This is a genomic window from Gemmobacter nectariphilus DSM 15620, from assembly GCF_000429765.1.
Lineage (GTDB): Bacteria > Pseudomonadota > Alphaproteobacteria > Rhodobacterales > Rhodobacteraceae > Wagnerdoeblera > Wagnerdoeblera nectariphila.
The window spans coordinates 606,785-630,092 of the sequence record NZ_AUCM01000003.1; the positions used below are offsets into that span (position 1 = coordinate 606,785).

Sequence of the window (23,308 nt, forward strand, 5' to 3'; positions counted from 1 at the left end):
GGCTGGCCTTTTTCGCGCGTTTGACGCAAGTGTTGGAACGACAAGACGGAACGGAAGACGACCCGATGCGCCAGACCCTCGTTGCCGCCACTGCCCTGCTGGCTGTCACGCTTGCCGTGGCCCTGCCAGGGCCTGCTGCTGCCCAGAGCTCGGCGTTCTCGCCAAGGGTTCAGGTCGATGGCAGGGTCATCACCCATTACGAATATGACCAGCGCCTGCGCTTCATGACGCTGCTGAACGCCCCAGGCGATCTGCGCCTCGAGGCCGAGAAGTCGCTGATCGAGGATCGGCTGCGCCTGATCGCCGCCGACCGGATGAAAATCCGCGTGACGCCCGATCAGATCAAGGCCGGCATGGCCGAATTCGCGGGCCGTTTTGAAATGCAGCCCGAGGAATTCGTGACCATTCTGGAACAGAATGGCGTTGCCGCCGCGACCTTCCGCGATTTCGTCCATGCGGGTCTGGCCTGGCGCGAAGTGGTGCGCCAGAAATTCGGCCCGAGGGCGCTTGCCTCGATCTATGAGCCCGAGATCGACCGCGCCATGTCGGCGCTGACCCAGAAGGCGACCACCCGCGTTCTGCTGTCCGAGATCCTGATCCCGGCCTCGAAGAAAAACCTGGCCAGCGAATTGTCGGCCAGCCTGAAGGGCGAGGGCGCCTTTGCCGCTGCCGCGCGCACCCATTCGACGGGGCCGACCGCGGCCCAGGGCGGGCGCGTCGACTGGCGCAACGCCGCCGTGTTGCCGCAACAGGTCATGGCGGTGCTGGAAGGGATGACCCCTGGCCAGGTTTCGGCCCCCGTGCGGCTGCCCGACGGGCATTATGCCGTCTATCTGCTGCGTCAGGTCGAACAGCGCGACAAGCTGACCCCGCAGACCACGGCCGTGACCTATGCCCGCCTTGCCCTGCCCGGCGCCGGAACCCCGGCAACCGAGGCGTCGGTGGCCAGCATCCGCGCCCGGGTCGACACCTGCAACGATCTGAATGCCTGGGGCACGGTCACGCAGGAAACGGTGGCCCAAAGCGCGCTGCCGCGCGATCTGGCGCCGCGTCTGGCCGGGCTGGATGCCAATGAGATGGTCGTCTATGCCTCGGGTGGCACGCAGATGGTGCTGATGCTGTGCTCGCGCCGCGTGGCGGGCGAGGGTGAGCCGGATCGCGACACGGTGCGCGCGCGCCTTGCCGAACAGCGGGTCAACAGCGAATCCGAGATGTATCTGCAGCAGCTTCGCTCGAACGCGAATATCCGGCGGCCCTGAGCGCAGGATGCCCGATATCCTGCCCATCGCGGTCAGCTGCGGCGAGCCAGCCGGGATCGGCGCAGAGCTTGTGGTCAAGGCCCGGGCGCAGCTGGGATCCGAGGTGCCGTTCTTCTGGATCGGCGATCCGGCGCATCTGCCGCGCGGGGCGCGCATTGCCCAGATCGACCGGCCCGAGGCCGCGCTGTCGGTGCATGGCGACGTATTGCCCGTGCTGGCGCAGGAATTTGCAGGCGTTGCGGTTCCCGGTCAGCCCGACCCGGCGAATGCGGCCGGGGTGGTGGCCGCGATCGAGCAGGCGGTTGCGCTGACCATGGCCGGCAAGGCGGCGGCGGTCTGCACCCTGCCGATCAACAAGAAGGTCTTGCAGGACGGCGCAGGCTTTGGCTTTCCGGGCCATACCGAATTTCTGGCCCATCTTGCCGGCGGTGTGGATGTGGTGATGTGCCTGGCCTCGGACAGGCTGAAGGTGGTTCCGGCGACGATCCACATTCCGCTGTCCGAGGTGCCGCGCGCCCTGACCCCGGCGCGGCTGGAGCGGGTGATCCGCCTGACCGCCGCAGGCATGGAGCGGGACTTTGGCATCATCGGCCCACGGATCGCCGTCGCCGGGCTGAACCCCCATGCCGGCGAGGGCGGCAACATGGGCCGCGAAGAGGTCGACTGGATCGCCCCCCTGGTGGCCCGGCTGGCGGCCGAAGGGCTGGCGGTTTACGGCCCCCTGCCTGCCGATACGATGTTCCACGCAAGGGCGCGGGCCGGCTATGACGTGGCGGTCTGCGCCTATCACGATCAGGCGCTGATCCCGATCAAGACGCTGGCCTTTGACGAGGGCGTGAACGTCACGCTGGGGCTGCCGTTCATCCGCACCTCGCCGGATCATGGCACGGCGTTTGACATTGCCGGCAAGGGCATTGCCAAGCCGGAGTCGGTGGTGGCGGCCTTGCGGATGGCGGCACGCATGGCAGCGGCGCGCGGGCGGTAAGGGCGGGACCGGGGGTTTCACACCCCCGGACCCCCGTGGGGTATTTGAGAAAAGGCAAAGACAGGAGCGGTCGGCATGGCGGCCATCGATGGTCTGCCCCCCCTGCGCGAGGTGATCGCGGCGCATGGGCTGGTGGCAAAGAAGCAGCTGGGGCAGAACTTCCTGCTGGATCTGAACCTGACCGCGCGGATCGCCCGGTCGGCGGGGGATCTGAGTGGCTCGGATGTGCTGGAGGTGGGGCCGGGGCCAGGCGGGCTGACGCGCGGGCTGCTGGCGGAAGGCGCGCGCCATGTGCTGGCGGTCGAGAAAGATGCCCGCTGTCTGCCGGCGCTGGCCGAGATTGCCGAAGCCTATCCCGGGCGGCTCGAGGTCGTGAATGGCGACGCGCTGGAGGTGGACGCGGCGGCGCGGTTGCAGGCGCCGGTGAAGATCATCGCCAACCTGCCCTATAACGTCGGGACCGAATTGCTGGTGCGCTGGCTGACGCCGCCCGAATGGCCGCCGTTCTGGCAGAGCCTGACGCTGATGTTCCAGAAGGAAGTCGCCGAACGGATCGTGGCCAAGCCCGGCAGTTCGGCCTATGGGCGGCTGGCCCTGCTGGCGCAGTGGCGGTGCGATGCGAGGATCGTGCTGACCTTGCCGCCCGAGGCCTTTGTGCCAGCGCCCAAGGTGCATTCGGCGGTGGTCCAGCTGACAGCGCTGCCCCAGCCGCGTTATCCGGCGGATGCCAAGGTGCTGGAGCGGGTGGTTGCCGCGGCCTTCAACCAGCGGCGCAAGATGCTGCGCTCGGCCCTCAAGGGGCTGGCCCCGGATATCGAGGCGCGGCTGACGGCGGCCGGGATCGAACCGACGCGGCGGGCCGAGGAAATATCGCTGGAAGGGTTCTGCGCGCTGGCGAGGGAACTGGCCCGCACCTAGCGCGGCCTTGCGAGGGCCTGTGAAAAAGGGCGGCTGAAGCGCCGCCCTTGTTCATTCATTCGACGATGGTTTCGCTGCTGCTGCCCTCGGCCGGGGTGCCGGCGCCATCGTCGCTGGCGCGCGGCTTGCGCGGGCTGCGGCTGCGGCGCGGCTTGCTGGGCGCCTCGGCGGTTTCGGCGGCAACCGGCGCGGCCTCGGTGATGGCAACAGGGTCGGCGGCCGGAGCATCGGCCTTGCGCGGATCGGGCCGCTTTTCCGAGGGCTTGCGGTCCGACGACCGGCGTTCCTGCGAGCGGCGGTCTTCGCGGCGATCTGGCTGATCCTCGCGGCGCGTCTCCTCGCGGCGCGGCTCCTGGGCGGGGCTGCGTTCGGCGCGGGCCTCGGGGGTTTCGACAAGGCCGCTGTCGCCTTCGTCCGCGACGGCCAGCGCAAAGGCGGTGCCGCTGATCTCGGGCTGGTCGTCTTCGCGTTCGTCGCGGCGCGGCTGATAGGGCGGGCGATCCTGGCCACCTTGCGGCTGGCCGTTGCCCCCCGCATTGCCGTTGCCGCCCTGCTGGCCACCATGCTGCTGGCGGCGGGCTTCCTGTTCGGCGGCAAGCTCGCGCATCGCCTCGCCCAGCATCCGGGTATAGTGTTCGGCGTGCTGCAGGAAATTCTCGGCCGCAACGCGGTCGTTGGACAGCTGGGCGTCACGCGCCAGCGCCTGATATTTCTCGATGATCTGCTGCGGCGTTCCGCGCACCTTGCCTTCGGGCCCCGAGCTGTCGAACACCCGGTTCACGATATTGCCAATGGAGCGCGGGCGGTTCTGCTTCGAACGCGAGCGGGACTTGGAGGATCTCATGTGTCCTGTATTCCGGCCTTGATCTTGCTTCGTCCAGACCAGCGCCAAGCGGGGGCATGTGCCCTGAAAATCAGGCGGATCGGGTCGAAGCTTTGCGGCTGTAACGCGATGCGGGGCAGAACGCCCCGACCTTCGCTGAAGACCTCAAACCATGTCCGGTCCGGCAGGGCAAGCAGATTCTTTCGTCCGCGCAGCCATGGCGCGCATTTTCCGCAAAGCGTGATGCGTTCAGGCGGCGCGTGCGGCGACAACCCGGTCACGACCATCCAGATCGGGGTGGATCGTCACATCCGTGAAGCCGGCCGAGGCCAGGATCGCTGCGACAGCCTGGCCTTGGCTCGCGCCGATCTCGACCAGCAGCCGCCCGCCGGGTGCCAGGTGGGCGGGGGCCTGTGCGGCGATGGCCCGATAGGCGGCCAGCCCGTCGCCCCCGTCGGTCAGTGCAAGATGCGGCTCGTGCTCGCGCACCTCGGGGGAAAGGGCGGCCATCTCGCTCAGCGCGATATAGGGCGGGTTCGAGACGATAAGGTCATAGGCGCCGCTGATCTGCGCGCACCAGTCGGACAGCACGAAATCGGCGCGCGCCGCCACCCCCAGCGCTTGGGCATTGCCCCGTGCCACTGCAAGCGCGGCCGGCGAGACATCGGCGCCGGTCCCCGTGGCGGTCGGCCGATCAGCCAGCAGGCTGAGCAGGATCGCCCCGCTGCCGGTGCCCAGATCCAGGACGCGGGCAAAGGGTTCGGCCAAGGCGAGGGCGACCAGCGTTTCGGTCTCGGGCCGCGGGTCCAGCACATCGGGGGTCACGCGGAACGGGCGGCCCCAGAACAGCCGCTGCCCGGTCAGATGCGATAGCGGCGCACGCGCCGCGCGGGCGGCGACCAGCGCCTGAAACCGTGCCAGCTGCTCGGCCTGAGGGGCGTCGCGCAGATGCAGCGTCAGCCGGTCGGATCCGATCCCCAGAGCATGGGCCAGCAACAGGCGGGCATCGCGCATGGCATCGGGCACGCCGGCCGCATCCAGCTGGTCAGCCGCCGCGCGCAGGGCCGGCTGCCAGCTCACCCCTCCAGCTCCGCAAGGCGCGCGGCCTGGTCAAAGGCGACCAGCGCGTCGATCACCTGCGCCAGATCGCCATCCATGATCTGCGCCAGCGCGTACAGCGTCAGGTTGATGCGGTGATCGGTCATCCGGCCTTGGGGAAAGTTGTAGGTGCGGATCCGCTCGCTGCGATCGCCGCTGCCGACCTGCGCCTTGCGGTCGGCGGCGCGGGCGGCATCCTTGGCGGCGCGCTCCATGTCGTAAAGCCGGGCGCGCAGCACGGCCATGGCATTGGCGCGGTTCTGATGCTGGGATTTCTCGGACGAGGTCACCACGATCCCGGTGGGAATATGGGTGATCCGCACCGCCGAGTCGGTGGTGTTCACATGCTGCCCGCCTGCCCCGCTGGACCGCATCGTGTCGATGCGGATGTCGCTGGCGGGAATGTCGATATCGACATCCTCGGCCTCGGGCAGGACGGCCACGGTGGCGGCCGAGGTATGGATACGCCCGCCCGATTCCGTCTCGGGCACACGCTGGACACGGTGAACGCCGGATTCGTATTTCAGCCGGGCAAAGACCCCCTCGCCCACGATCCGCGCTGTCGCCTCCTTGACGCCGCCCAGATCGGTGGGGGTCAGGTCAAGCAGCTGGAAATCCCAGCCCATGCGTTCGGCATGGCGCTGATACATGCGCAGCAGATCGCCCGCGAACAGCGCCGCCTCTTCGCCCCCCGTGCCGGGCCGGATTTCCAGGATCGCCGGGCGCGCATCGGCGGCATCTTTCGGCAACAGCGCGATGCGCAGCGCCTGTTCCATCTGCGGCAGACGCTCGCGCAGGCCGGGCAATTCATCCTCGGCGAGGGCGCGCATTTCCGGGTCGGACAGCATCGCCTCGGCCTCGGCAATATCGGCCAGCGCCTGTTTCCAGTCGGCAATCGTGGTCACGACGGGCTTGAGGTCGGAATATTCCCGGCTGAGGCTGGCAATCTCCGACGGCGGGGCGCCGGCGGACAGCTTTGCCTCGAGGAATTCAAACCGCTGGACGATCTGGTCTAGCTTGTCGACCGGCAGCATCAGGCGCTCGCGGCCCAGTCGCGCAGGCGGGCGACATAGCGGGCCATCGTGTCGATTTCCAGATTGACCCGGTCGCCCAGCTTCACCCCGCCCCAGGTGGTCACGGATTGGGTATGCGGGATCAGGTTGACGCCGAAATCGGTGCCATCCACCTCGTTCACCGTCAGCGAGGTGCCGTTCAGCGCGACCGATCCCTTGGGCGCGATGAACCCGGCCAGATCGCGCGGCGCGCGGAAGGTCAGGCGCAGGCTGTCGCCTTCGCGCCGCAGGCCGATCACCTCGGCCACACCATCGACATGGCCCGAAACGATATGGCCGCCCAGCTCGTCCCCGACCTTCAGCGCGCGTTCCAGGTTCAGCCGGTGCCCGGCAGGCCAGCCATTCGCGCCGATATTGGTCTTGCTGACCGTCTCGGCCGAGATTTCCACATCGAACCAGCCGCGCGGCGCGGTGCCCTTGGCGATCACCGTCAGGCAGATGCCATCACAGGCGATCGAGGCGCCCAGTTCGATCCCCGCCACGTCATAGGCCGTGCCGATCCGGGCGCGGATATCCCCGCGCCGCTCGATTTCCAGAACCTCGCCAATATCGGTGATGATGCCGGTGAACATGACCCGTCCTCGCTTGTGTGTGGCCAACCCCTAGCGCAACTGGACCGGCGATGGAAGGCACCGCCCTGCCCGCATCATCTTGCCGCAAATACCCCTGCCCGGCCCGCCACAGGCGCAACCGCCGCAGTTCCGCCACAGACCGCCTGCCATTTCGCCATATCAATCGGATATTTGCTCTTGCGCAGCACGTTGGCGGGCAGGCACACACCGGACAGAGATACCTCATGCACCATACCCTTACCTCTCCGGGCGCCGGGCGCCGGTTCCTGATGCTGCAAGGCCCGCACGGGCCCTTTTTCGCGCATCTTGCCGCGATGCTGCGCGCGGCAGGGGCCGATGTGCTGCGGGTGGGGTTCAACATGGGCGACCGCGCCTTCTGGAACGATGGCGACAGCTATATCCCCTGGACCGGCACGCCCGAGGATTGGCCCGCCGGCTGCGCCGATCTGATGGACCGCCACGGGATCACCGATCTGGTGCTTTATGGCGACACCCGCCCGATCCACGCCCAGGCGGTCGAGCTGGCACGCGCCTGCGGCATCATGGTCCATGTGTTCGAGGAAGGCTATCTGCGCCCCTATTGGGTCACCTATGAACGGGGCGGGTCGAACGGCCATTCGCGCCTGATGAAGATGACCCTGGCCGAGATGCGCGCCGCCCTTGAAAACGCCGACGATGAGGTGCCGGATGCCCCGGCGGTCTGGGGCGATCTGCGCCAGCACATCTTCTATGGCGCGCTCTACCATTTCTTCGTGATGGTGGCGAACCATGGCTATCGCAACTTCCGCCCGCACCGCGCGCTGCCGGTGGTGGCGGAATTCCGTCTGTATCTCAAGCGGTTGCTGTTGATGCCGGTCCACCGGATGGAACGCTGGTGGGCCACCCGGCGCATCCGGCGCGGCGGTTTTCCCTATCATCTGGTGCTGTTGCAGCTGGAACATGATTCCAGTTTCCGGATGCATTCGTCCTTTGACTCGATGACCGACTTCATCGCCCTGGTGATCGAAGGGTTCGCGCGCGGTGCCCCCTCGCATCACCACCTGGTATTCAAGGCCCACCCGCTGGAAGACGGCCGCGCGGCGATCGAGGCGACGATTGCCGATCAGGCCCGCAAGACTGGCGTGGCGGCGCGGGTGCATTATGTCAGCGGCGGCAAGCTGGCGGGGCTTTTGAACCATGCCCGCACGGCCGTCACGGTCAATTCCACCGCGGCCCAACAGGCGCTATGGCGCGGGCTGCCGCTCAAGGCGTTCGGGCGCGCGGTCTATAACCTGCCGGAATTCGTGTCGGACCAGCCGCTGCCCGACTTCTTCGCCCATCCGCGCCGCCCCGATGCGCGCGGCTATCGTGACTATCGCCGCTTTCTGCTGGAAACCAGCCAGATCGTTGGCGGCTTCTATTCGGCCCGTGGCCGGCGCGAGCTGCTGCGCCAGGTCGTGGACATGATGCTGGCCCCGCAAGACCCCTATGACGCGCTGCGCCAAGGATGCGCGGCACCACGGCAACAGTTGCGGCTGGTGAACTGAACGATTCGCCAAGGGCTTTATCGCGCGGGAAAATTCCTGTAGCGTGTCGGAAAAATACCATAAGGCAGTTCCGAAAAGGAGCCCGAGCAGTGAACGTCATGACCTCCCGCGGGGCCAGGTTTCTGGTTCTCGTGTCCTGTGTCGCAGCCGTATCGGCCTGTGGCTTGCCGCGATCCGGCCCGAACAAGCGCGAGATTTTCGCCAGCAGCGTGCTGCAGCAAGGCGACGCCTTTGTCGTTACCGTGAATGACCGCGTGACCCGTGCCACCTCTGTGGTGCCGGATCTGAGCTTTCCGCAGTCCTATGCCGGTGCCGGCCGCGTCAGCGCCGATACCATCAGCCCTGGCGATGTGCTGAACCTGCAAATCTTCGAGAACGTCAAGGACGAGCCCCTGCTGTCCGTCGCGGGCGAGCGGGTCTCGGTGCTGACCGATGTGCAGGTCGACGACAAGGGCTATATCTTCGTGCCCTATGCCGGACGGGTGAAGGCGGCAGGCCGCACCACCGACCAGCTGCGCGCGGCGATCACCAAGGAACTCGACACCCAGACCCCTGACCCGCAGGTCATGGTGGCCCGCGCGGCGGGCGATGGCTCGACCGTTTCGGTTTCGGGCGGGGTATCGGCGCAGGGCGTCTATCCGATCGAGCGGCCCAGCCGCACCCTGTCGGGGATGCTGGCCCGCGCGGGCGGTGTTGCCATTGAGCCGGCGGTTGCGCAGGTGCGCGTCACGCGGGGCAAGACCACCCGCAAGATCTGGCTGCAGGATCTTTATGAAAACCCCGGCGCCGACATCGCGCTGCGCCCTGGCGACAAGATCATCGTCGAAGAGGATCGCCGCGCCTATGTCGCTTTGGGGGCGACCGGCACCCAGACGCGTGTGCCGTTCGACACCCAGACGCTTTCGGCGCTGGAGGCGATCGCCCAGGTCGGCGGGCTGAACACCAACCTGGCCGATCCGACCGGCGTGTTCGTCTTCCGCAATGAACCCGATGTGATCGCCAACAAGGTGCTGGGCCGCACCGATCTGACCGGCGATCAGCGCATGGTCTATGTGCTGGACCTGACCCAGCCGATGGGCATGTTCCATGCCCGCGACTTCGTGATCCGCGATGGCGATACCGTCTATGTGACCGAAGCGCCCTATGTGCAGTGGACCAAGACCATCAGCGCGATCACCGGCACGGCGACGGCGGCGAATACGTTCGGCTCGCTTGGCACAACGACCAACTGACGGGAAAGGCGCCCGTCGGTGACTGTGGCCGTATCCGCTGCGGATGACGGGCGGTGCTGGCTGATGGATGGCCAAGGCAGCCGCATGGCCTGCCTTGGCACGGGCGAGGGTTTTTCGCCGCGCGAGCTGGTCAAGGCAAGCCGCGCAGTCATCACCTGCGATGTGCCCGTCGCCGCGGGGCCGCGCCGTCCGGGCCCGAGTCCGACCGGCGGCCTGGGGCGGCCAGCGCAGGACCGGGGCGCTGCCCCGGACCCCGGGGTATTTTGGGGCAAGATGATGAGGCTGCCGGTTCGCGGACGCCCCTGCCTTGTCAGCCCTCGGTCGAGCGGCGGTAGAGTTCCTGGCCATAGGCGCTGGTCAGCTGGCCAAGGCGCAGGGCGGCAACTGGCGCCTGTTCCTCGATCCGGCCTTGACGCAGGATCGCCAGCCGGTCGCACAGGAAGCTGACCACCGGCAGGTCATGGGTGACCAGCAGATAGGTCAGATGCTTTTCCTGCCGCAAGCCTTTCAGAAGGTTCAGGATTTCCGCCTGGACCGATACATCGAGCGCGCTGGTCGGCTCGTCCAGCAACAGGACGGGCGGTTCCAGCATCAGGGCACGGGCGATGGCGACGCGCTGGCGCTGTCCGCCCGACAGCTGATGCGGCAGGCGAAAGCGGAAGCGGCGCGGCAGGCCGACGGCGTCCAGCATGGCCAGCACCCGCGCATCGCGGCCCTTGATCCCGTGGATCGCCAGCGGCTCGGCCAGCGTATCATCCACCGACCGGCGCGGATGCAAGCTGCCATAGGGGTCCTGGAACACCATCTGGACCTGCCGGGCATGGGGCGCGTCGCCGCGCTTCATCGCCGTGCCGTCCAGGGTCATCCGGCCTGACCAGTCCTCAACTTGTCCGGCCAGCGCCTTGAGGATGGTGGATTTTCCCGATCCGCTTTCGCCGACCAGTGCAAAGCTTTCGCCATTGGCGACCTCAAAGGACACGCCGTGCAGAACGGTGGTCGGGCCGAAGCGGACGGTCAGGTTTTCGATCCCGATCATTGGCATGCCCCCAGTGCGGCGCGGTCCAGGACCGGCAGGCGGTCGCGGTCCTCGTCGATGCGCGGAACCGAGGCGAGGAGGCCACGGGTATAGGGGTGCTGCGCGGCGCCAAGCTGCCCGGCGCCCAGTTCCTCGACGATGCGGCCCTGATACATCACCAGAATCCGGTCGCACCAGCGCGCCACCATGTTCAGATCATGCGAGATCAGCATCAGGCCCATGCCGCGCCGACGCACCAGATCGTCCATGATGTCAAGGACTTGCCCCCGCACGCTGACATCCAGCGCCGAGGTGGGTTCATCGGCGATCATCAGCGCGGGTTCCATGACGACCATCATGGCGATCATCACCCGCTGGCCCATGCCGCCCGAGACCTCGTGCGGGAAAAGCCGCGCGACGCGTTCGGGGTCGTCGATCCGCACCGCCTCCAGCGCCTCGAGCACCTTGACGCGGCGCTGGCGGGCGGTGAGGCCCGTGTGAAACTCCAGCGCCTCGGCGATCTGCTCGCCAATGCGGATCACCGGGTTCAGGCTGAACTTGGGGTCTTGCAGCACCATCGACATGCGGGCGCCCCGCAGGCGGCGAAACTGGCGTTCGGACAGGGCGCGCAGATCCTGGCCCTCGAACTCCAGCCGGTCGGCGGTGACGCGGGCGGGCTTGCCGATCAGGCCCATCACGGCGCGGCCGGTCATCGACTTGCCGGACCCGGATTCGCCCACGATTCCCAGCCGCTCGCGGCCAAGGTCGAAGGACAGGCCCTTGACCACCTCGACCGGCCCATGATCCGACGGGAAGGCAACGCGCAGGTTTTCAACGCTCAGCAGGCTCATCCCTTGGTCCTTTGCTTGGGGTCGAGCACATCGCGCAACCCATCGCCGAACAGGCAGAACCCCAGCGAGACGACGACGATGGCAAAGCCCGGCATGGTGGCGACCCACCATTGATCCAGGATGAAGGCCCGGCCCTTGGAAATCATCGCGCCCCATTCCGGCAAGGGCGGCTGGGCGCCAAGACCCAGAAAGCCAAGGCCCGCCGCCGTCAGGATGATGCCCGCCATGTCCAGCGTCACCCGCACGATGGTCGAGGACATGCACAGCGGAATGACATGCAGCCCGATCACCCGCAGCCCGCTGGCGCCCTGCATCCGCACGGCCGCGATGAATTCGGAATGGCGGAAGGTCAGCGTTTCGGCTCGCGCGATGCGGGCATAGACCGGCCAGGCGGTGATGGCGATCGCAATCACCGCATTTTCGATCCCCGGCCCCAAGGCGGCGACAAAGGCCAGCGCCAGGATCAGGCGGGGCAGCGACAGGAACACATCGGTCACGCCCATAAGCGCCTTGTCGACCCAGCCGCCGTAATAGCCCGCCACGGTGCCGACGATCAGCCCCAGGGGCGCCGCGATCACCGCGACCAGGATCACGATCATCAGCGTGATGCGCGAGCCATGGACGACGCGGGAAAAGATGTCGCGGCCCAGCTCGTCCGTGCCCATCCAGTGCAGGGCCGAAGGCGGTTGCAGGCGGTTGGACAGCATCCCTTCCAGCGGGGAATAGGGCGCGATCCAGGGCGCCAGCGCCGCCATCACCAACAGCGCCACGATCACCACAAGGCCGACCATCGCCAGCGGGTTGCGCGCCAGCGCGCGGGCCAGCCGATAGGCCTGCCCCAGCCGCGCCTGCAGCCGCGTTTCCGGGTCGTCGGACAAAAGCCAGTCGCGGGTGATCATGCGCGTGCCCTCGGGTCAAGCAGCCGATACAGCGCATCGGAGCCCTTGTTGATGCCAACGAACACCGCCCCCACGACCAGCGTGGCGCCAAGAACGGCGTTCATGTCGGCGTTCAGAAGCGCGGTGGTCAGGTAATTGCCGATACCGGGCCAGCTGAACACGGTTTCGATCATCACCGAGCCCTCGAGCAGCCCAGCATAGGACAGGCCAATGACGGTCAGCAGCTGCACCCGGATCGGCCGAAAGCCGTGGCGCCACAGGATCACCCGTTCCGGCGCGCCCTTGACGCGGGCGGTGGTGATGAATTCCTGCCCCAGCTGTTCCAGCATGAAGGACCGGGTCATCCGCGCGATATAGGCCAGCGAAAAGAACCCAAGGATCGAGGCCGGCAGCACGATATGCGACAGGGCAGATCGGAAGCTGTCCAGATCGCCCGCCAGCAGCGAATCCACCAGCAAAAGCCCCGTGCGCACCGGCACAATGCCATCAAGGAACAGGTCGATCCGCCCCGGACCGCCCACCCAGCGCAGTTTCGCATAGAACAGCACCAGCCCGACCAGCCCCAGCCAGAAGGCCGGAATGGCATAGCCTGCAAGACCGACAACGCGGATCACCTGATCCAGCCACGACCCTTGCCGCGCGGCAGCCCAGACCCCCATCGGCACGCCCAGAACGACGCCGATCAGGATGCCGATGGTTGCCATTTCCAGCGTCGCCGGAAAGACGCGCGCCAGATCGTCGACCACCGCGCGCCCGGTGCTGATGGAATTGCCCAGATCGCCCTGCACGACCGCGCCGACATAGCGGGCGAATTGCACGATCAGCGGATCGTCCAGCCCCATGGCGAGGCGCGTCGCCTCATAGGTTTCCTTGCTGGCCCGGTCACCCACCACGGCGATCACCGGGTCGATCGGCACCACGCGGCCGATCACGAAGGTGATCGCCAGCAGGCCAAGAAAGGTCAGGGCGACTGTCAGCAGGAACTGGACAGGCGGCAGCAATCGTCGGGTCAGGATCATCGGCGCAGCACCTCCGGGTTCGTGAAAGGCTAGCAAAGAATTTTTGACAGATCAAAATTTTTTTACTAGCCTCTGACTCGAGCCGAAGGAGAGCCCGATGTCGGAACCCTTGCGTCAGACCGAGCCCGTGCAGCCGCCTGCCTTTGGTGGCCGCATCCGCGAATTGCGCCGCAAGGCCGGTCTGACCTTGCAGACACTGGCCGATCAGGCGGGCATCTCGGTCGGGTTCCTCAGCCAGGTGGAACGCGACAAGGCGACGCCCAGCCTTGGCACGCTGGCCAGCCTTGCCAGTGCGCTGGGGGTGGAAATCGACGTGTTCATCGCGGCCCCCAGGCCCGCCGATGCGGTGACACGGGCCGGCGAGCGCACGCGCTTTGCCATTGCCGACAGCTCGCTCGCCTATGAGCGGGTGACGACCACCCTGCCCGGCGGCACGCTGACCTCGCTGATCGTGCATGTGCCGCAGGGCTATACGTCGGAAATCGTCTCGCATGTCGGCGAGGAGCTGCTGGTGATCCTTGACGGCACGATCCGGCAGACGCTGGGCGATGCGGTGCTGGTGCTGCATGCGGGCGACAGCCTGCATTTCATGGGCGATACGCCCCATTCCTTTGCCAATATCGGGGATGGCCCGGCCCGGATGCTCTGGACCGGAACCTCGCCCCGCCTGATCGGACGATCCCCCGAACGCCCGTAGCGGGGACAAGCTGCGGCATTCAACAGACAGGAGAGGCCATGACCATTCTTGCCCCCAAAGCCCTGACGACCGCGCTGGCGGTCAGCCTGATCGCGCTGGCCAGTGCGCCCGCGCTGGCGGCGACGCCCGACAACGCGCTGGTGATCGCGCAGAACATCGACGACATCGTCACCATCGACCCGGCGACCGCCTATGAATTCAGCTCGGGCGAATTCGTCACCAATGCCTATGACAAGCTGGTCGCCTATGATGCGACCGATCCCGAAAAGCTGGTCGGCCAGCTGGCCGAAAGCTGGACGGTGGACGTGCCGGCCAAGACCATCACCTTCAAGCTGCGCCCTGGCGTGACGTTTCATTCCGGCAACCCGCTGCGCGGGGCCGATGTGGTCGGCAGCTTCAAGCGCGTTCTGGTGCTGAACAAGGCGCCGGCCTTCATCCTGGGCAACCTGGGCTGGAAGGCTGACAACGTCGAGCAGATGGTGACGGCCGATGGCGACAGCGTCACGGTGAAATGGACCGGCGAATTCGCACCCTCGTTCGTGCTGAACGTGCTGGCGGCGGGTGTCGGCGCCATCGTCGACATGGAAACCGTGATGGCCAATGAGAAGGATGGCGATCTGGGCCATGCCTGGCTGAACCAGAACAGCGCCGGCACCGGCCCGTTCAAGCTGGTCAACTACCGCCCCGGCGAGGCGATGGTGCTCGAGGCGAACAAGGCCTATTTCAACGGTGCCCCGGCGATCCAGCGCGTGATGATCCGCCATGTGGCCGAGGCCGCGACCCAGCGCCTCTTGCTGGAATCGGGCGATGTGGACATGGCCAAGAACATGTCCCCCGACCAGGTCGCGGGCCTTGAAGGCAAGGCCGGGATCAAGGTTGCGACCTATCCGCAGACCGCCGTTCACTGGTTCAGCTTCAACCAGAAATACGAACCCCTCACCAACCCCGCCCTGTGGGAGGCCGCGCGCTATCTGGTCGATTACAAGGGCATGGCCGACAGCTTCCTCAAAGGTCAGATGCAGGTGCATCAGGCGTTCTGGCCTGCAGGTTTCCCCGGCGCGCTGAACGACACGCCCTTCAGCTATGACCTTGAAAAAGCCAAGAAGATCCTGGCCGATGGGGGCGTGAAGACGCCGCTCAAGATCGAGCTGGACGTGATCAACTCGGCCCCGTTCACCGATATCGCCGCCAGCTTGCAACAGACCTTTGCCCCGGCAGGGATCAACTTTGACATCCTGCCGGGCACCGGCGCGCAGGTGATCACCAAATACCGCGCCCGGACCCATCAGGGGATGCTGCTGTATTGGGGCCCTGACTTCATGGACCCGCATTCGAACGCCAAGGCCTTTGCCTATAACGCCGACAATGCGGACGACAAATACGTCTCGACCACGACCTGGCGCAACGCCTGGATGCCGCCTGAATCGGTGAACAAGGCGACGCTGGCGGCCCTGGCCGAACAGGATGCCGACAAGCGCAATGCGATGTATGTCGATCTGCAAAAGCAGATGCAGGAAAAATCGCCCTACGTCATCATGTTCCAGGCGGTGAAACAGGTCGCGATGGCTGACAAGGTGCAGGGCTATGTCAACGGCCCTTCGGCGGCCTTTGTCTTCTATCGCCTTGTCGAAAAGAAATAAGACCCCGGCCGGGCGCCCCATGCGCCCGGCCCTTTTCCTGACGGACCCCCAGACATGACCGATACCCCCGACGCCGTCTTCGCGGCCCTTCACAAGGCGGCTGCGGCTGCCCATGGCGCCAAGCTGTTCACCGTCACGGTGATGGACCGGGCCGCAGGCCTTGTGCGGCGCGGCTATACCTCGCATCCGGTGGAATATCCGACGACCGCGACCAAGAAGATGGGCGGGAACGGCAGCGAATGGTCCGATCTGGTGATCGGGCGCGGCCAGCCCTTCATCGCCAATACGACGCCCGAATTCGCGCGCTATTTCGCGGATCACGAAACCATCACCGCGATCGGCTGCGCCTCGGCCATGAACATCCCGGTGCTGAAAGGTGGTCAGGTCGTGGGCACGGTGAACATTCTGGACAAGGAAAACCACTTCACCCCGCAGGTCGCGGCCGATTTTGTCGCCCTGGTCGAGGCACACCGCCCCGCCCTTCTGGCCGCCATGGCGCAGGTTCCCATGGGGGATGCAGCATGACCCGGCTGGACCGTCTGCGCGAGCGCATGGCGGCGACCGGCACCTCGCTGGTGGCGCTGGCGCCGGGGGCACATATGCAGTGGCTGCTGGGCTTTGCCCCCCACCCCGATGAGCGCGCCTGCATCCTGCTGGTCGGCCCCGAAAAGGCAGGCTTTGTCATGCCGGTGCTGAACGCGGGCGATGCGCGCCAGCACACAGACCTGCCGTTCTGGGACTGGGCCGATGCCACCGGCCCCGTCGCTGCCGTACAGGCCGCGCTGGATGCGGTGGCGCCCGCGCCTGCCCGCATCTCGCTGGACGAGGCGATGCGGGCCGACCACGCGCTGCTGCTGCTCGACAACCTGCAGAACTGCGCGCGCGGCTTTGCCGCTGAAACGGTCGGCGCGCTGCGGATGATCAAGGACGCGGCCGAGTTGGCGGCGCTGGAGGAAAACGCCCGCATTGCCGACAAGGCTCAGGCCGCCCTGCGCGCGGGGATCCGCGATGGCATCACGGAATCCGAACTGGCCGCAATCGCCCGCGCGGCCTTTGCCGCCGAAGGGGCCCAGCCGACCTTTGCCATTGTCGGGGCCGGGGTGAATTCCTCGTTCCCGCATCACCATACCGGCAGCACCGAGGTGCGGCCCGGCCAGCCCATCGTCTGCGATATCGGCGGGGCCAAGGCGGGCTATAATTCCGACATCACCCGCATGGCCTGTCTTGGTGCGCCGCCCGAAGGCTATGCCGAGGTTCATGCCGTGGTGAATGCCGCCGTCGAGGCCGCGCTGGCCGCGATCCGCCCGGGCGTTGCGGCGAGCGCGGTGGACAAGGCCGCGCGCGGGGTGATCGTGGCGGCGGGCTATGGCGATTATTTCACCCATCGCACCGGCCATGGCCTGGGATCCGAGGTCCACGAGCCGCCCTACATGACCGGCACCAACGATCTGCTGCTGGAAGAAGGCATGGTCTTTACCGTCGAGCCCGGCATCTACCTGCCCGGCCGCTTCGGCATCCGGCTCGAGGAAGTGGCGGTCGTCACCGCAACCGGCGTGCGCATCCTGTCGGGCCTGCCCCGCGATCTGCATATCGCCTGAGCAAAGGGCCCGGCCTTGCGGCCGGGCCCCCTCTGTCAGACCCGTTCGGGTCAGGTCTTGGGCGCCTCATATTCCGGCATCGCCTTGAGCTGCTCCTCGGTCAGGTCCGACATGGCGATCAGCTCGCCATCGGCGTTCGAGAACACGGCCACCTGATCGAAGCTCAGCTTCACGCGGTGCTCGCCCATCCCCAGAAAGCCGCCGACATCGGCAATCAGACCCATGGCCCGACCATCGGCGCCCAGTTCGACATCGGCGATTTCGCCAATCGTGTCGCCCTCGGGGCCCTTGACCTCGATGCCCTGCATCTGCTCGGCAGTGATGGCAGCCACATCGGGCACCGCGACAAAGCCTTGGGGTGCGGCCATGGTCGCGGCAACATCGGCGCCCGCGGTGCCAGAGATGACAGCCCCGGTGCCGGTGGTGGCATCCGCGCTGGTCCCGGCCGAAACCCCGGCGCCGGTCGTGCCGACCGACACCTCGGCCCCGGTCCCGCCCGAGACGGTTGCGGTCTGAGCGAACGCGGGGGCCGAGAGCAGCAGCGCCGAAGCGATCAGAAGCGAAGCTTGACGTTTCATGGGTAACTCCTTTGGTCTTGCGTCGCACGAACGGTCTTGCTCATGCATGTCGGAACAACGCCCCGCCCATCACCCGGATCCAGGGATTTTCCCGTTTGCCGCGAAACCGGCGGTTTTGGCGGGCCACCGCCGAAACGCGCAACATCCATGCGCAAGGCTTTGCCAAGGCACGAAAAAGCGCGGAACCATGATGCCAGATGCAAAACGGGCGGCCCAAGGGGCCGCCCGCATGGGTTGCAAGGTGCTGCGGCTCAGGCCAGGGGCTGGGCCCGTTCGACCAGCGTTGCAAAGAAGGACGCCCCGACCGGCGCCGCATCGTCGTTGAAGTCGAAGGCGGCATGATGCAGCCCTGCGCCAGGTCCGGTGCCCAGGAACAGATAGGCGCCGGGTCGCGCTTCCAGCATGTAGCTGAAATCCTCTGCCCCCATCTCGCGGTCGGCGCGGGCATCGACCAGCGTCTCGCCCGACACCTCGCGCGCGACGCTGGCGGCGAATTCGGTTTCCTCGGCATGGTTGACGGTGGGCGGATAGCCGCGTTCATAGACCAGCTCGGCCACCACCCCATAGGCCGAGGCATGGCCGTTGATCAGCTCGCGGAACCGCCGTTCGGCCAGATCGCGGACGGCGGGGGTAAAGCTGCGGATCGTGGCGCAGAACCACGCCTCCTCGGGGATGATGTTCGAGGCCGTGCCGGAATGGATCTGCGTGACCGAGATCACCAGGCTGTCGATGGCCGAGGTGTTGCGCGAGACAATGGATTGCAGCGCGCCGATCATGCCGACGGCGGCGATGATCGGGTCCACCGTTTCATGCGGGGTCGCACCATGCCCGCCGCGCCCGCGCAGCCGCACCCAGGCGGTATCGACCGCGGCCATGATCGGCCCCGGCGTCGTGATGAACTTGCCAAAGGGCACATTGGGCGCATTGTGGATGCCATAGACCTGCGAGATGCCGAAGCGATCCATGATGCCTTCCTTCACCATCACCTCGCCGCCACCGCCATCTTCCTCGGCAGGCTGAAAGATCAGCGCGACCCGGCCGGCGAAACGGCGCGTCTCGGCCAGGTATTTCGCCGCGCCCAGCAGCATGGTGACATGCCCGTCATGCCCGCACGAATGCGCGCGGCCCGGAACGGTGCTGGCATGGGCGACACCGCTGGTTTCCTCGATCGGCAGGGCGTCCATGTCGGCGCGCAGGCCGATGGTCGGCCCCGGTCCCTGCCCGTCGATGATTGCCACGATCCCGGTGCTGGCAATGCCGGTGTGGATTTCGTCCACCCCGATCTCGCGCAGGCGCTCGGTGATATAGGCCGCAGTTGCATGGCACTCGAAGCCGAGTTCCGGATGGGCGTGCAGATGCCGTCTCCAGGCCTTCATCTCGGCGGCGTAGCCGGCAATGCGGTTGAGGACGGGCATCATGGACTCCTGTGGCTGTTCCCGGATAATCCCTGACAGAACCCGAAAACCAAGGAAGCCGCAATGCCCGCAGCCGGTCACGATCCGATCATCTTCGACCCCGAAGCCGGGATCGCGCGGCTGCTGGCGATCATGGCGGCGCTGCGCGACCCCGAAAGCGGCTGTCCCTGGGATCTCGAACAGAGCTTCGCCACCATCGCCCCCTATACGATCGAAGAGGCGCACGAGGTGGCCGATGCCATCGCCCGCGAGGCCTGGGACGAATTGCCCGGCGAATTGGGCGATCTGCTGTTGCAGGTGGTGTTTCATGCCCGGATGGCCGAGGAAGACGGCCGCTTTGATTTTGCCGCCGTCGTGCGCGCCATCAGCGACAAGATGGTCGCGCGCCATCCCCATGTGTTCGGATCCGAAAGCCGCGACAAGACACCCGAGCAGCAGACCGCCGACTGGGAGGCGCTGAAGGCGCGCGAGCGGGGCCGCGCCGGGGTGCTGGACGGGGTGGCGCTTGGCCTGCCTGCGCTGACGCGCGCGGTCAAGCTGCAGGCACGCGCGGCGCGGGTGGGCTTTGACTGGCCCGAGGTGGCGCAGGTGGTCGACAAGGTGGCCGAAGAGGCGCGCGAGCTGGTCGAGGCGCGCGACACATTGACGCCCGAGGCGCTGGCCGAGGAATACGGGGATCTGATGTTCGTGATGGCCAACCTGGCCCGGCATCTGAAGATCGACCCCGAAGCGGCGCTGCGCGCTGCAAATGCCAAGTTCACCCGCCGCTTTGCCCATATCGAGGCGCGGCTGGCCGAACAGGGCAAGCGCCCCGAGGACAGCACGCTGGAGGAGATGGACGGCTACTGGAACGAGATCCGCGCCGCAGATCGCGCCGCCAAATAGCTTGAGTGTTTTTCTCAAATATATTGACCTGAGTGAATAAGTCAGGTTAATGCCAGGAAAGACCCAAGAGGAGGCCCTCATGTCGATCCGTATCAAACTGCTTGCAACCGCCGCCGTTCTGGCCGCAGCGCCCGCCCTGGCCGACGAGGTGAATGTCTATACCACCCGTCAGGCGTTCCTGATCGAGCCGGTGATGGACGCCTTCACCAAGGAAACCGGAATCGCGGTCAACCTGGCCTTTGTCGAAAAAGGTCTGGTCGAGCGGTTGAAGTCCGAGGGCGATCGCTCGCCGGCGGATCTGGTGATGACGGTCGACATTGCCAACCTGAACCAGATCGTCGAGGCCGGTGTCCTGCAGCCGGTGGACAGCAAGGTTCTGAAGGACTCGATCCCGGCCAACCTGCGCAGCCCCGACGATCTGTGGTTCGCGCTGACGACGCGCGCGCGTGTCGTCTTTGCCTCGAAAGAGCGCGTGAAGGACGGCGAGGTCACGACCTATGAGGATCTGGCCTCGGACAAGTGGAAGGGCCGGATCTGCACCCGCGCCGGCGTGCATGACTATAACCTTGCCCTGCTGGCAGCCGTGATCGCGCATCATGGCGAGGCGGCGGCCAAGGAGTGGGCGGCCGGCGTCAAGGCAAACCTTGCCCGCAAGCCCGAAGGCAACGATCGCAGCCAGGTCAAGGCGGTCTGGGCCGGCGAATGCGACATCAGCCTGACCAACACCTATTACATGGGGGCCATGCTGGCCGACCCCGAACAGAAGGCCTGGGCCGATTCGGTGCGCATCGTCTTTCCGACCTTTGAAAATGGCGGCACGCATGTGAACGTGTCCGGCATCGCGATGACGAAAGCGGCCCCGAACAAGGCAGCCGCGCAGAAGCTGATGGAGTTCCTGGTCTCGCCCGAGGCGCAGGCGATCTATGCCGAGAAGAACACCGAATATCCGGTGCTGCCCGGCGCGAAACTGTCCGAGCTGGTGGAAAACTGGGGCAGCTTCACGCCCGATACGATCGATCTGACCGACCTGGCCAAACTGCGCCCGACCGCGCTGAAGATCATGGAAGAAGTCGGCTACGACGACTGAGGCCGGTGCACACAGCATGAGTTCCCCCCGCTGGCGCAGGCCGGCGGGGTTTTTCATGGTCTGATCGCGGCAATGGCCGGGCCGCGAGGGATGCGCTCCCGCAGTCTTGCGCCGCCCTGGGGGGCGGCACAAGACCTTGGGCCGGGCGCCGCGCGTGCCGCGCGGCGTGCCTCCGGCGGGGGTATTTGGAAAAAGGCAAAGGGAAAGGAGCGGGCAGTTCCGGGCGGATGGCGGCGCGGCATGGACGATCGCGTGCACGCCTTTTAAGGAGGAGGCATTGCTGGAGGATCGCATGACCCTTGCCCGTTCGCTTGTGCTGGCTGCCATTGCCGGTCTGGCCATCGCCTTTCCGGTCGCCTGGTTCGCGCCGCTGATGACGGTCAAGGTGAAGCTGGCATTCTGGGCGTCGGGGACGGATGTGTCGCTGATCTCGACGCTGCAATCGCTGTGGGCCGAGGCGCCGGGGCTGGCGCTGGTGCTGAGTTTCCTGACGCTGGCGGCGCCTTTGCTGAAGCTGCTGGGCATGGGTCTGATGCTGACCGGCCTTTTGTCACCGCGGGCCGAGGGCGCGCTATGGTTGCTGGGGCGGCTGGCCATGGCGGATGTGTTCCTGATCGTGGTCTACATGGCGCTGTTCAAGGGGATCGACGCGGGCACGATCACCCCGCAATGGGGGCTTTGGGCCTATACCGGGGCGGTGCTGGGATCGCTTGGGGCCTCGCTGGCCATGGGGCGCTTGCCCCGGCCACACGGGATTGGCACAACGGGCGCATGAGCAAGACAGCCGCCAGTTTCACCTGCACCGAATGCGGTGCGAGCTATCGCAAATGGGCCGGGCGGTGCGACGCCTGCGGCGCCTGGAACAGCATCGTCGAGGAGGCGCCGCTGTCCAAGGGGCCGGGCCCCAAGGCGCTGACCGCCCGGGGCAAGACCGTGCCGCTGACCGATCTGGCCGGCGAAGATGCGCCGCTGCCGCGCCTGGCCAGCGGGATGGGCGAGTTCGACCGCGTGCTGGGGGGCGGGCTGGTTCCGGCCTCGGCCATTCTGGTGGGGGGCGATCCGGGGATCGGCAAATCCACGCTGCTGTTGCAGGCCACGGCCAGCTTTGCCCGGGCAGGCGCCAAGGTGCTGTATATATCCGGCGAGGAGGCATCGGCCCAGGTGCGGATGCGGGCGCAGCGGCTGGGGCTGGCGGATGCGCCGGTGCAGCTGGGCGCCGAGACGGCGCTGCGCGACATCCTGACCACGCTGGATGCCGAGCGCCCGGCGCTGGCGGTGATCGATTCGATCCAGACGATGTGGCTCGATACGGTGGACAGCGCGCCCGGATCGGTCAGCCAGGTGCGCGCCGCCGCCCATGAGCTGGTGACCTTTGCCAAGCGCCGGGGTGTTGCGGTGATTCTGGTCGGCCATGTCACCAAGGAAGGCCAGATCGCCGGGCCGCGGGTGGTCGAGCATATGGTCGATACCGTGCTGTACTTCGAGGGCGAGCGCGGGCACCAGTTCCGCATCCTGCGCAGCGTCAAGAACCGTTTTGGCCCTGCCGACGAGATCGGCGTCTTCGAGATGACCGGCGCGGGCCTTTCTGAGGTCGCGAACCCTTCGGCGCTGTTCCTGTCTTCGCGCGATGCGCCGGCACCGGGATCGGCGGTCTTTGCCGGGATCGAGGGCACACGCCCGGTGCTGACCGAGATTCAGGCCCTGGTCGCCCCGGCCCCGCCCGGATCGCCGCGGCGCACGGTGGTCGGTCTTGATTCGGGGCGATTGTCCACCATTCTGGCCGTGCTTGAGGCGCGGTGCGGCATTCCCTTTGCCGGCATGGATGTGTTCCTGAATGTGGCCGGGGGCCTGCGGGTGGCGGAACCTGCGGCTGACCTTGCCGTCGCTGCCGCGCTTTTGTCGGCGCGCGAGGATGTGGCCCTGCCGCCCGACATGGTGCTTTTCGGAGAGATTTCCCTGTCGGGTGCCTTGCGACCCGTCGGCCAGACGGAAAATCGGTTGAAAGAGGCGCAGAAACTTGGTTTCTCACAGGCGGTCGTGCCTGCCCGCTCGCGCCTTGGCGCTGTTGACGGAATAAGGGTGCGTGAAATGGCCGACCTGACGGCGGTCGTGGGCGAAATGTTCGGCGCGGGTTGACC

23 protein-coding genes are annotated in these 23,308 nt (G+C 66.7%); 13 read left to right on the forward strand and 10 right to left on the reverse strand.

What is annotated here, in order from left to right; all coding sequences use genetic code 11:
* Positions 1–65: 65 nt before the first annotated feature.
* From G481_RS0102910 to rsmA, 3 genes are all read left to right on the forward strand, one after another.
* Entirely contained in the window at positions 66–1,259 is a 1,194-nt protein-coding gene (locus G481_RS0102910; RefSeq protein ID WP_028028668.1) for a peptidylprolyl isomerase, read from the forward strand.
* A 7-nt stretch (positions 1,260–1,266) separates the two neighbouring features.
* Positions 1,267–2,244, forward strand: a complete 978-nt coding sequence (gene pdxA / locus G481_RS0102915; RefSeq protein WP_028028669.1) for a 4-hydroxythreonine-4-phosphate dehydrogenase PdxA — start codon at positions 1,267–1,269, stop codon at positions 2,242–2,244.
* Between the two features lie 75 nt (positions 2,245–2,319).
* On the forward strand, positions 2,320–3,162 hold the full coding sequence (gene rsmA / locus G481_RS0102920) for a 16S rRNA (adenine(1518)-N(6)/adenine(1519)-N(6))-dimethyltransferase RsmA (protein ID WP_028028670.1): 843 nt from the start codon (positions 2,320–2,322) through the stop codon (positions 3,160–3,162).
* A gap of 55 nt (positions 3,163–3,217) precedes the next feature.
* Here rsmA and G481_RS0102925 read toward each other — a convergent pair whose 3' ends face one another.
* The 4 genes from G481_RS0102925 to G481_RS0102940 all read right to left on the reverse strand — a co-directional run bounded on the left by G481_RS0102925 (position 3,218) and on the right by G481_RS0102940 (position 6,728).
* The gene (locus tag G481_RS0102925; RefSeq protein ID WP_028028671.1) at positions 3,218–4,006 is read right to left on the reverse strand and encodes a DUF4167 domain-containing protein; all 789 of its coding nucleotides are present in this window, start codon (positions 4,004–4,006) and stop codon (positions 3,218–3,220) included.
* A 228-nt stretch (positions 4,007–4,234) separates the two neighbouring features.
* A complete protein-coding gene (gene prmC / locus G481_RS0102930) occupies positions 4,235–5,065 on the reverse strand; it encodes a peptide chain release factor N(5)-glutamine methyltransferase (protein ID WP_028028672.1) in 831 nt (276 codons plus the stop codon).
* Positions 5,062–6,117, reverse strand: coding sequence for a peptide chain release factor 1 (gene prfA / locus G481_RS0102935; protein WP_028028673.1), 1,056 nt, complete (start codon positions 6,115–6,117; stop codon positions 5,062–5,064). The genes prmC and prfA overlap by 4 nt, the downstream gene beginning before the upstream one ends.
* Positions 6,117–6,728, reverse strand: a complete 612-nt coding sequence (locus G481_RS0102940; RefSeq protein WP_028028674.1) for a riboflavin synthase — start codon at positions 6,726–6,728, stop codon at positions 6,117–6,119. Before G481_RS0102940 ends, prfA begins: the two co-directional genes overlap by 1 nt.
* 224 nt (positions 6,729–6,952) lie before the next feature.
* Between G481_RS0102940 and G481_RS0102945 the strand changes: the two genes are divergently transcribed.
* Both G481_RS0102945 and G481_RS0102950 read left to right on the forward strand, forming a co-directional pair.
* Complete coding sequence (locus tag G481_RS0102945) at positions 6,953–8,254, forward strand: capsule biosynthesis protein (RefSeq protein ID WP_028028675.1); 1,302 nt, start codon at positions 6,953–6,955, stop codon at positions 8,252–8,254.
* Between the two features lie 89 nt (positions 8,255–8,343).
* A complete protein-coding gene (locus tag G481_RS0102950; protein ID WP_028028676.1) occupies positions 8,344–9,486 on the forward strand; it encodes a polysaccharide biosynthesis/export family protein in 1,143 nt (380 codons plus the stop codon).
* A gap of 310 nt (positions 9,487–9,796) precedes the next feature.
* Here the strand turns inward: G481_RS0102950 and G481_RS0102955 are convergent, their stop codons facing one another.
* Genes G481_RS0102955 through G481_RS0102970 form a run of 4 tightly spaced genes read right to left on the reverse strand, consistent with a single transcriptional unit; the run spans position 9,797 to position 13,270 of the window.
* A complete protein-coding gene (locus tag G481_RS0102955; RefSeq protein WP_028028677.1) occupies positions 9,797–10,528 on the reverse strand; it encodes an ABC transporter ATP-binding protein in 732 nt (243 codons plus the stop codon).
* Positions 10,519–11,352: an ABC transporter ATP-binding protein gene (locus tag G481_RS0102960; RefSeq protein WP_028028678.1), complete on the reverse strand. Its 834-nt coding sequence runs from the start codon at positions 11,350–11,352 to the stop codon at positions 10,519–10,521. Before G481_RS0102960 ends, G481_RS0102955 begins: the two co-directional genes overlap by 10 nt.
* A complete protein-coding gene (locus G481_RS0102965; RefSeq protein ID WP_028028679.1) occupies positions 11,349–12,251 on the reverse strand; it encodes an ABC transporter permease in 903 nt (300 codons plus the stop codon). Before G481_RS0102965 ends, G481_RS0102960 begins: the two co-directional genes overlap by 4 nt.
* Positions 12,248–13,270: an ABC transporter permease gene (locus G481_RS0102970; RefSeq protein WP_051294257.1), complete on the reverse strand. Its 1,023-nt coding sequence runs from the start codon at positions 13,268–13,270 to the stop codon at positions 12,248–12,250. Before G481_RS0102970 ends, G481_RS0102965 begins: the two co-directional genes overlap by 4 nt.
* Before the next feature lie 97 nt (positions 13,271–13,367).
* On the opposite strand from G481_RS0102970, the gene G481_RS0102975 reads away from it, so the two are divergent.
* The 4 genes from G481_RS0102975 to G481_RS0102990 are packed head-to-tail and all read left to right on the forward strand — an operon-like array spanning position 13,368 to position 17,205.
* Complete coding sequence (locus tag G481_RS0102975) at positions 13,368–13,967, forward strand: helix-turn-helix domain-containing protein (RefSeq protein WP_028028681.1); 600 nt, start codon at positions 13,368–13,370, stop codon at positions 13,965–13,967.
* A 38-nt stretch (positions 13,968–14,005) separates the two neighbouring features.
* The gene (locus G481_RS0102980) at positions 14,006–15,607 is read left to right on the forward strand and encodes an ABC transporter substrate-binding protein (RefSeq protein WP_028028682.1); all 1,602 of its coding nucleotides are present in this window, start codon (positions 14,006–14,008) and stop codon (positions 15,605–15,607) included.
* Positions 15,608–15,661: 54 nt separating this feature from the next.
* Positions 15,662–16,132: a GAF domain-containing protein gene (locus G481_RS0102985; protein WP_028028683.1), complete on the forward strand. Its 471-nt coding sequence runs from the start codon at positions 15,662–15,664 to the stop codon at positions 16,130–16,132.
* Positions 16,129–17,205: a M24 family metallopeptidase gene (locus G481_RS0102990; protein WP_028028684.1), complete on the forward strand. Its 1,077-nt coding sequence runs from the start codon at positions 16,129–16,131 to the stop codon at positions 17,203–17,205. Before G481_RS0102985 ends, G481_RS0102990 begins: the two co-directional genes overlap by 4 nt.
* A gap of 50 nt (positions 17,206–17,255) precedes the next feature.
* On the opposite strand, the gene G481_RS0102995 is transcribed toward G481_RS0102990, so the two are convergent.
* Both G481_RS0102995 and G481_RS0103000 read right to left on the reverse strand, forming a co-directional pair.
* Positions 17,256–17,783, reverse strand: coding sequence for a PRC-barrel domain-containing protein (locus G481_RS0102995; protein ID WP_028028685.1), 528 nt, complete (start codon positions 17,781–17,783; stop codon positions 17,256–17,258).
* Between the two features lie 251 nt (positions 17,784–18,034).
* Positions 18,035–19,198 carry a M20 aminoacylase family protein gene (locus G481_RS0103000; protein ID WP_028028686.1) on the reverse strand — a complete coding sequence of 388 codons (1,164 nt, stop codon included), beginning with the start codon at positions 19,196–19,198 and terminating at the stop codon, positions 18,035–18,037.
* 63 nt (positions 19,199–19,261) lie between these two features.
* Between G481_RS0103000 and mazG the strand changes: the two genes are divergently transcribed.
* The 4 genes from mazG (at position 19,262) to radA (ending at position 23,306) form a co-directional block, all read left to right on the forward strand.
* Entirely contained in the window at positions 19,262–20,083 is an 822-nt protein-coding gene (gene mazG, locus G481_RS0103005; RefSeq protein WP_051294258.1) for a nucleoside triphosphate pyrophosphohydrolase, read from the forward strand.
* A 79-nt stretch (positions 20,084–20,162) separates the two neighbouring features.
* Positions 20,163–21,170 (forward strand): Fe(3+) ABC transporter substrate-binding protein, encoded by a 1,008-nt coding sequence (locus tag G481_RS0103010; RefSeq protein WP_028028688.1) that lies wholly within the window; start codon positions 20,163–20,165, stop codon positions 21,168–21,170.
* Positions 21,171–21,462: 292 nt separating this feature from the next.
* Positions 21,463–21,945, forward strand: coding sequence for a paraquat-inducible protein A (locus tag G481_RS0103015; RefSeq protein ID WP_028028689.1), 483 nt, complete (start codon positions 21,463–21,465; stop codon positions 21,943–21,945).
* Positions 21,942–23,306, forward strand: a complete 1,365-nt coding sequence (radA, locus tag G481_RS0103020) for a DNA repair protein RadA (RefSeq protein ID WP_028028690.1) — start codon at positions 21,942–21,944, stop codon at positions 23,304–23,306. The genes G481_RS0103015 and radA overlap by 4 nt, the downstream gene beginning before the upstream one ends.
* Positions 23,307–23,308: the final 2 nt, after the last annotated feature.

What these genes read in the sequence shown, in the direction of transcription:
- mazG (WP_051294258.1), top strand. Translation starts at nt 19,262, where the DNA reads ATGCCCGCAGCCGGTCACGATCCGATCATCTTCGACCCCGAAGCCGGG.
- G481_RS0103010 (WP_028028688.1), top strand. Translation starts at nt 20,163, where the DNA reads ATGTCGATCCGTATCAAACTGCTTGCAACCGCCGCCGTTCTGGCCGCA.
- G481_RS0102985 (WP_028028683.1), top strand. Translation starts at nt 15,662, where the DNA reads ATGACCGATACCCCCGACGCCGTCTTCGCGGCCCTTCACAAGGCGGCT.
- G481_RS0102940 (WP_028028674.1), bottom strand. Translation starts at nt 6,728, where the DNA reads ATGTTCACCGGCATCATCACCGATATTGGCGAGGTTCTGGAAATCGAG.
- rsmA (WP_028028670.1), top strand. Translation starts at nt 2,320, where the DNA reads ATGGCGGCCATCGATGGTCTGCCCCCCCTGCGCGAGGTGATCGCGGCG.
- G481_RS0102955 (WP_028028677.1), bottom strand. Translation starts at nt 10,528, where the DNA reads ATGCCAATGATCGGGATCGAAAACCTGACCGTCCGCTTCGGCCCGACC.
- G481_RS0102910 (WP_028028668.1), top strand. Translation starts at nt 66, where the DNA reads ATGCGCCAGACCCTCGTTGCCGCCACTGCCCTGCTGGCTGTCACGCTT.
- G481_RS0103015 (WP_028028689.1), top strand. Translation starts at nt 21,463, where the DNA reads ATGACCCTTGCCCGTTCGCTTGTGCTGGCTGCCATTGCCGGTCTGGCC.
- G481_RS0102945 (WP_028028675.1), top strand. Translation starts at nt 6,953, where the DNA reads ATGCACCATACCCTTACCTCTCCGGGCGCCGGGCGCCGGTTCCTGATG.
- G481_RS0102980 (WP_028028682.1), top strand. Translation starts at nt 14,006, where the DNA reads ATGACCATTCTTGCCCCCAAAGCCCTGACGACCGCGCTGGCGGTCAGC.
- G481_RS0103000 (WP_028028686.1), bottom strand. Translation starts at nt 19,198, where the DNA reads ATGCCCGTCCTCAACCGCATTGCCGGCTACGCCGCCGAGATGAAGGCC.
- prfA (WP_028028673.1), bottom strand. Translation starts at nt 6,117, where the DNA reads ATGCTGCCGGTCGACAAGCTAGACCAGATCGTCCAGCGGTTTGAATTC.
- G481_RS0102975 (WP_028028681.1), top strand. Translation starts at nt 13,368, where the DNA reads ATGTCGGAACCCTTGCGTCAGACCGAGCCCGTGCAGCCGCCTGCCTTT.
- pdxA (WP_028028669.1), top strand. Translation starts at nt 1,267, where the DNA reads ATGCCCGATATCCTGCCCATCGCGGTCAGCTGCGGCGAGCCAGCCGGG.
- G481_RS0102990 (WP_028028684.1), top strand. Translation starts at nt 16,129, where the DNA reads ATGACCCGGCTGGACCGTCTGCGCGAGCGCATGGCGGCGACCGGCACC.
- G481_RS0102925 (WP_028028671.1), bottom strand. Translation starts at nt 4,006, where the DNA reads ATGAGATCCTCCAAGTCCCGCTCGCGTTCGAAGCAGAACCGCCCGCGC.
- radA (WP_028028690.1), top strand. Translation starts at nt 21,942, where the DNA reads ATGAGCAAGACAGCCGCCAGTTTCACCTGCACCGAATGCGGTGCGAGC.
- G481_RS0102970 (WP_051294257.1), bottom strand. Translation starts at nt 13,270, where the DNA reads ATGATCCTGACCCGACGATTGCTGCCGCCTGTCCAGTTCCTGCTGACA.
- G481_RS0102960 (WP_028028678.1), bottom strand. Translation starts at nt 11,352, where the DNA reads ATGAGCCTGCTGAGCGTTGAAAACCTGCGCGTTGCCTTCCCGTCGGAT.
- G481_RS0102995 (WP_028028685.1), bottom strand. Translation starts at nt 17,783, where the DNA reads ATGAAACGTCAAGCTTCGCTTCTGATCGCTTCGGCGCTGCTGCTCTCG.
- G481_RS0102965 (WP_028028679.1), bottom strand. Translation starts at nt 12,251, where the DNA reads ATGATCACCCGCGACTGGCTTTTGTCCGACGACCCGGAAACGCGGCTG.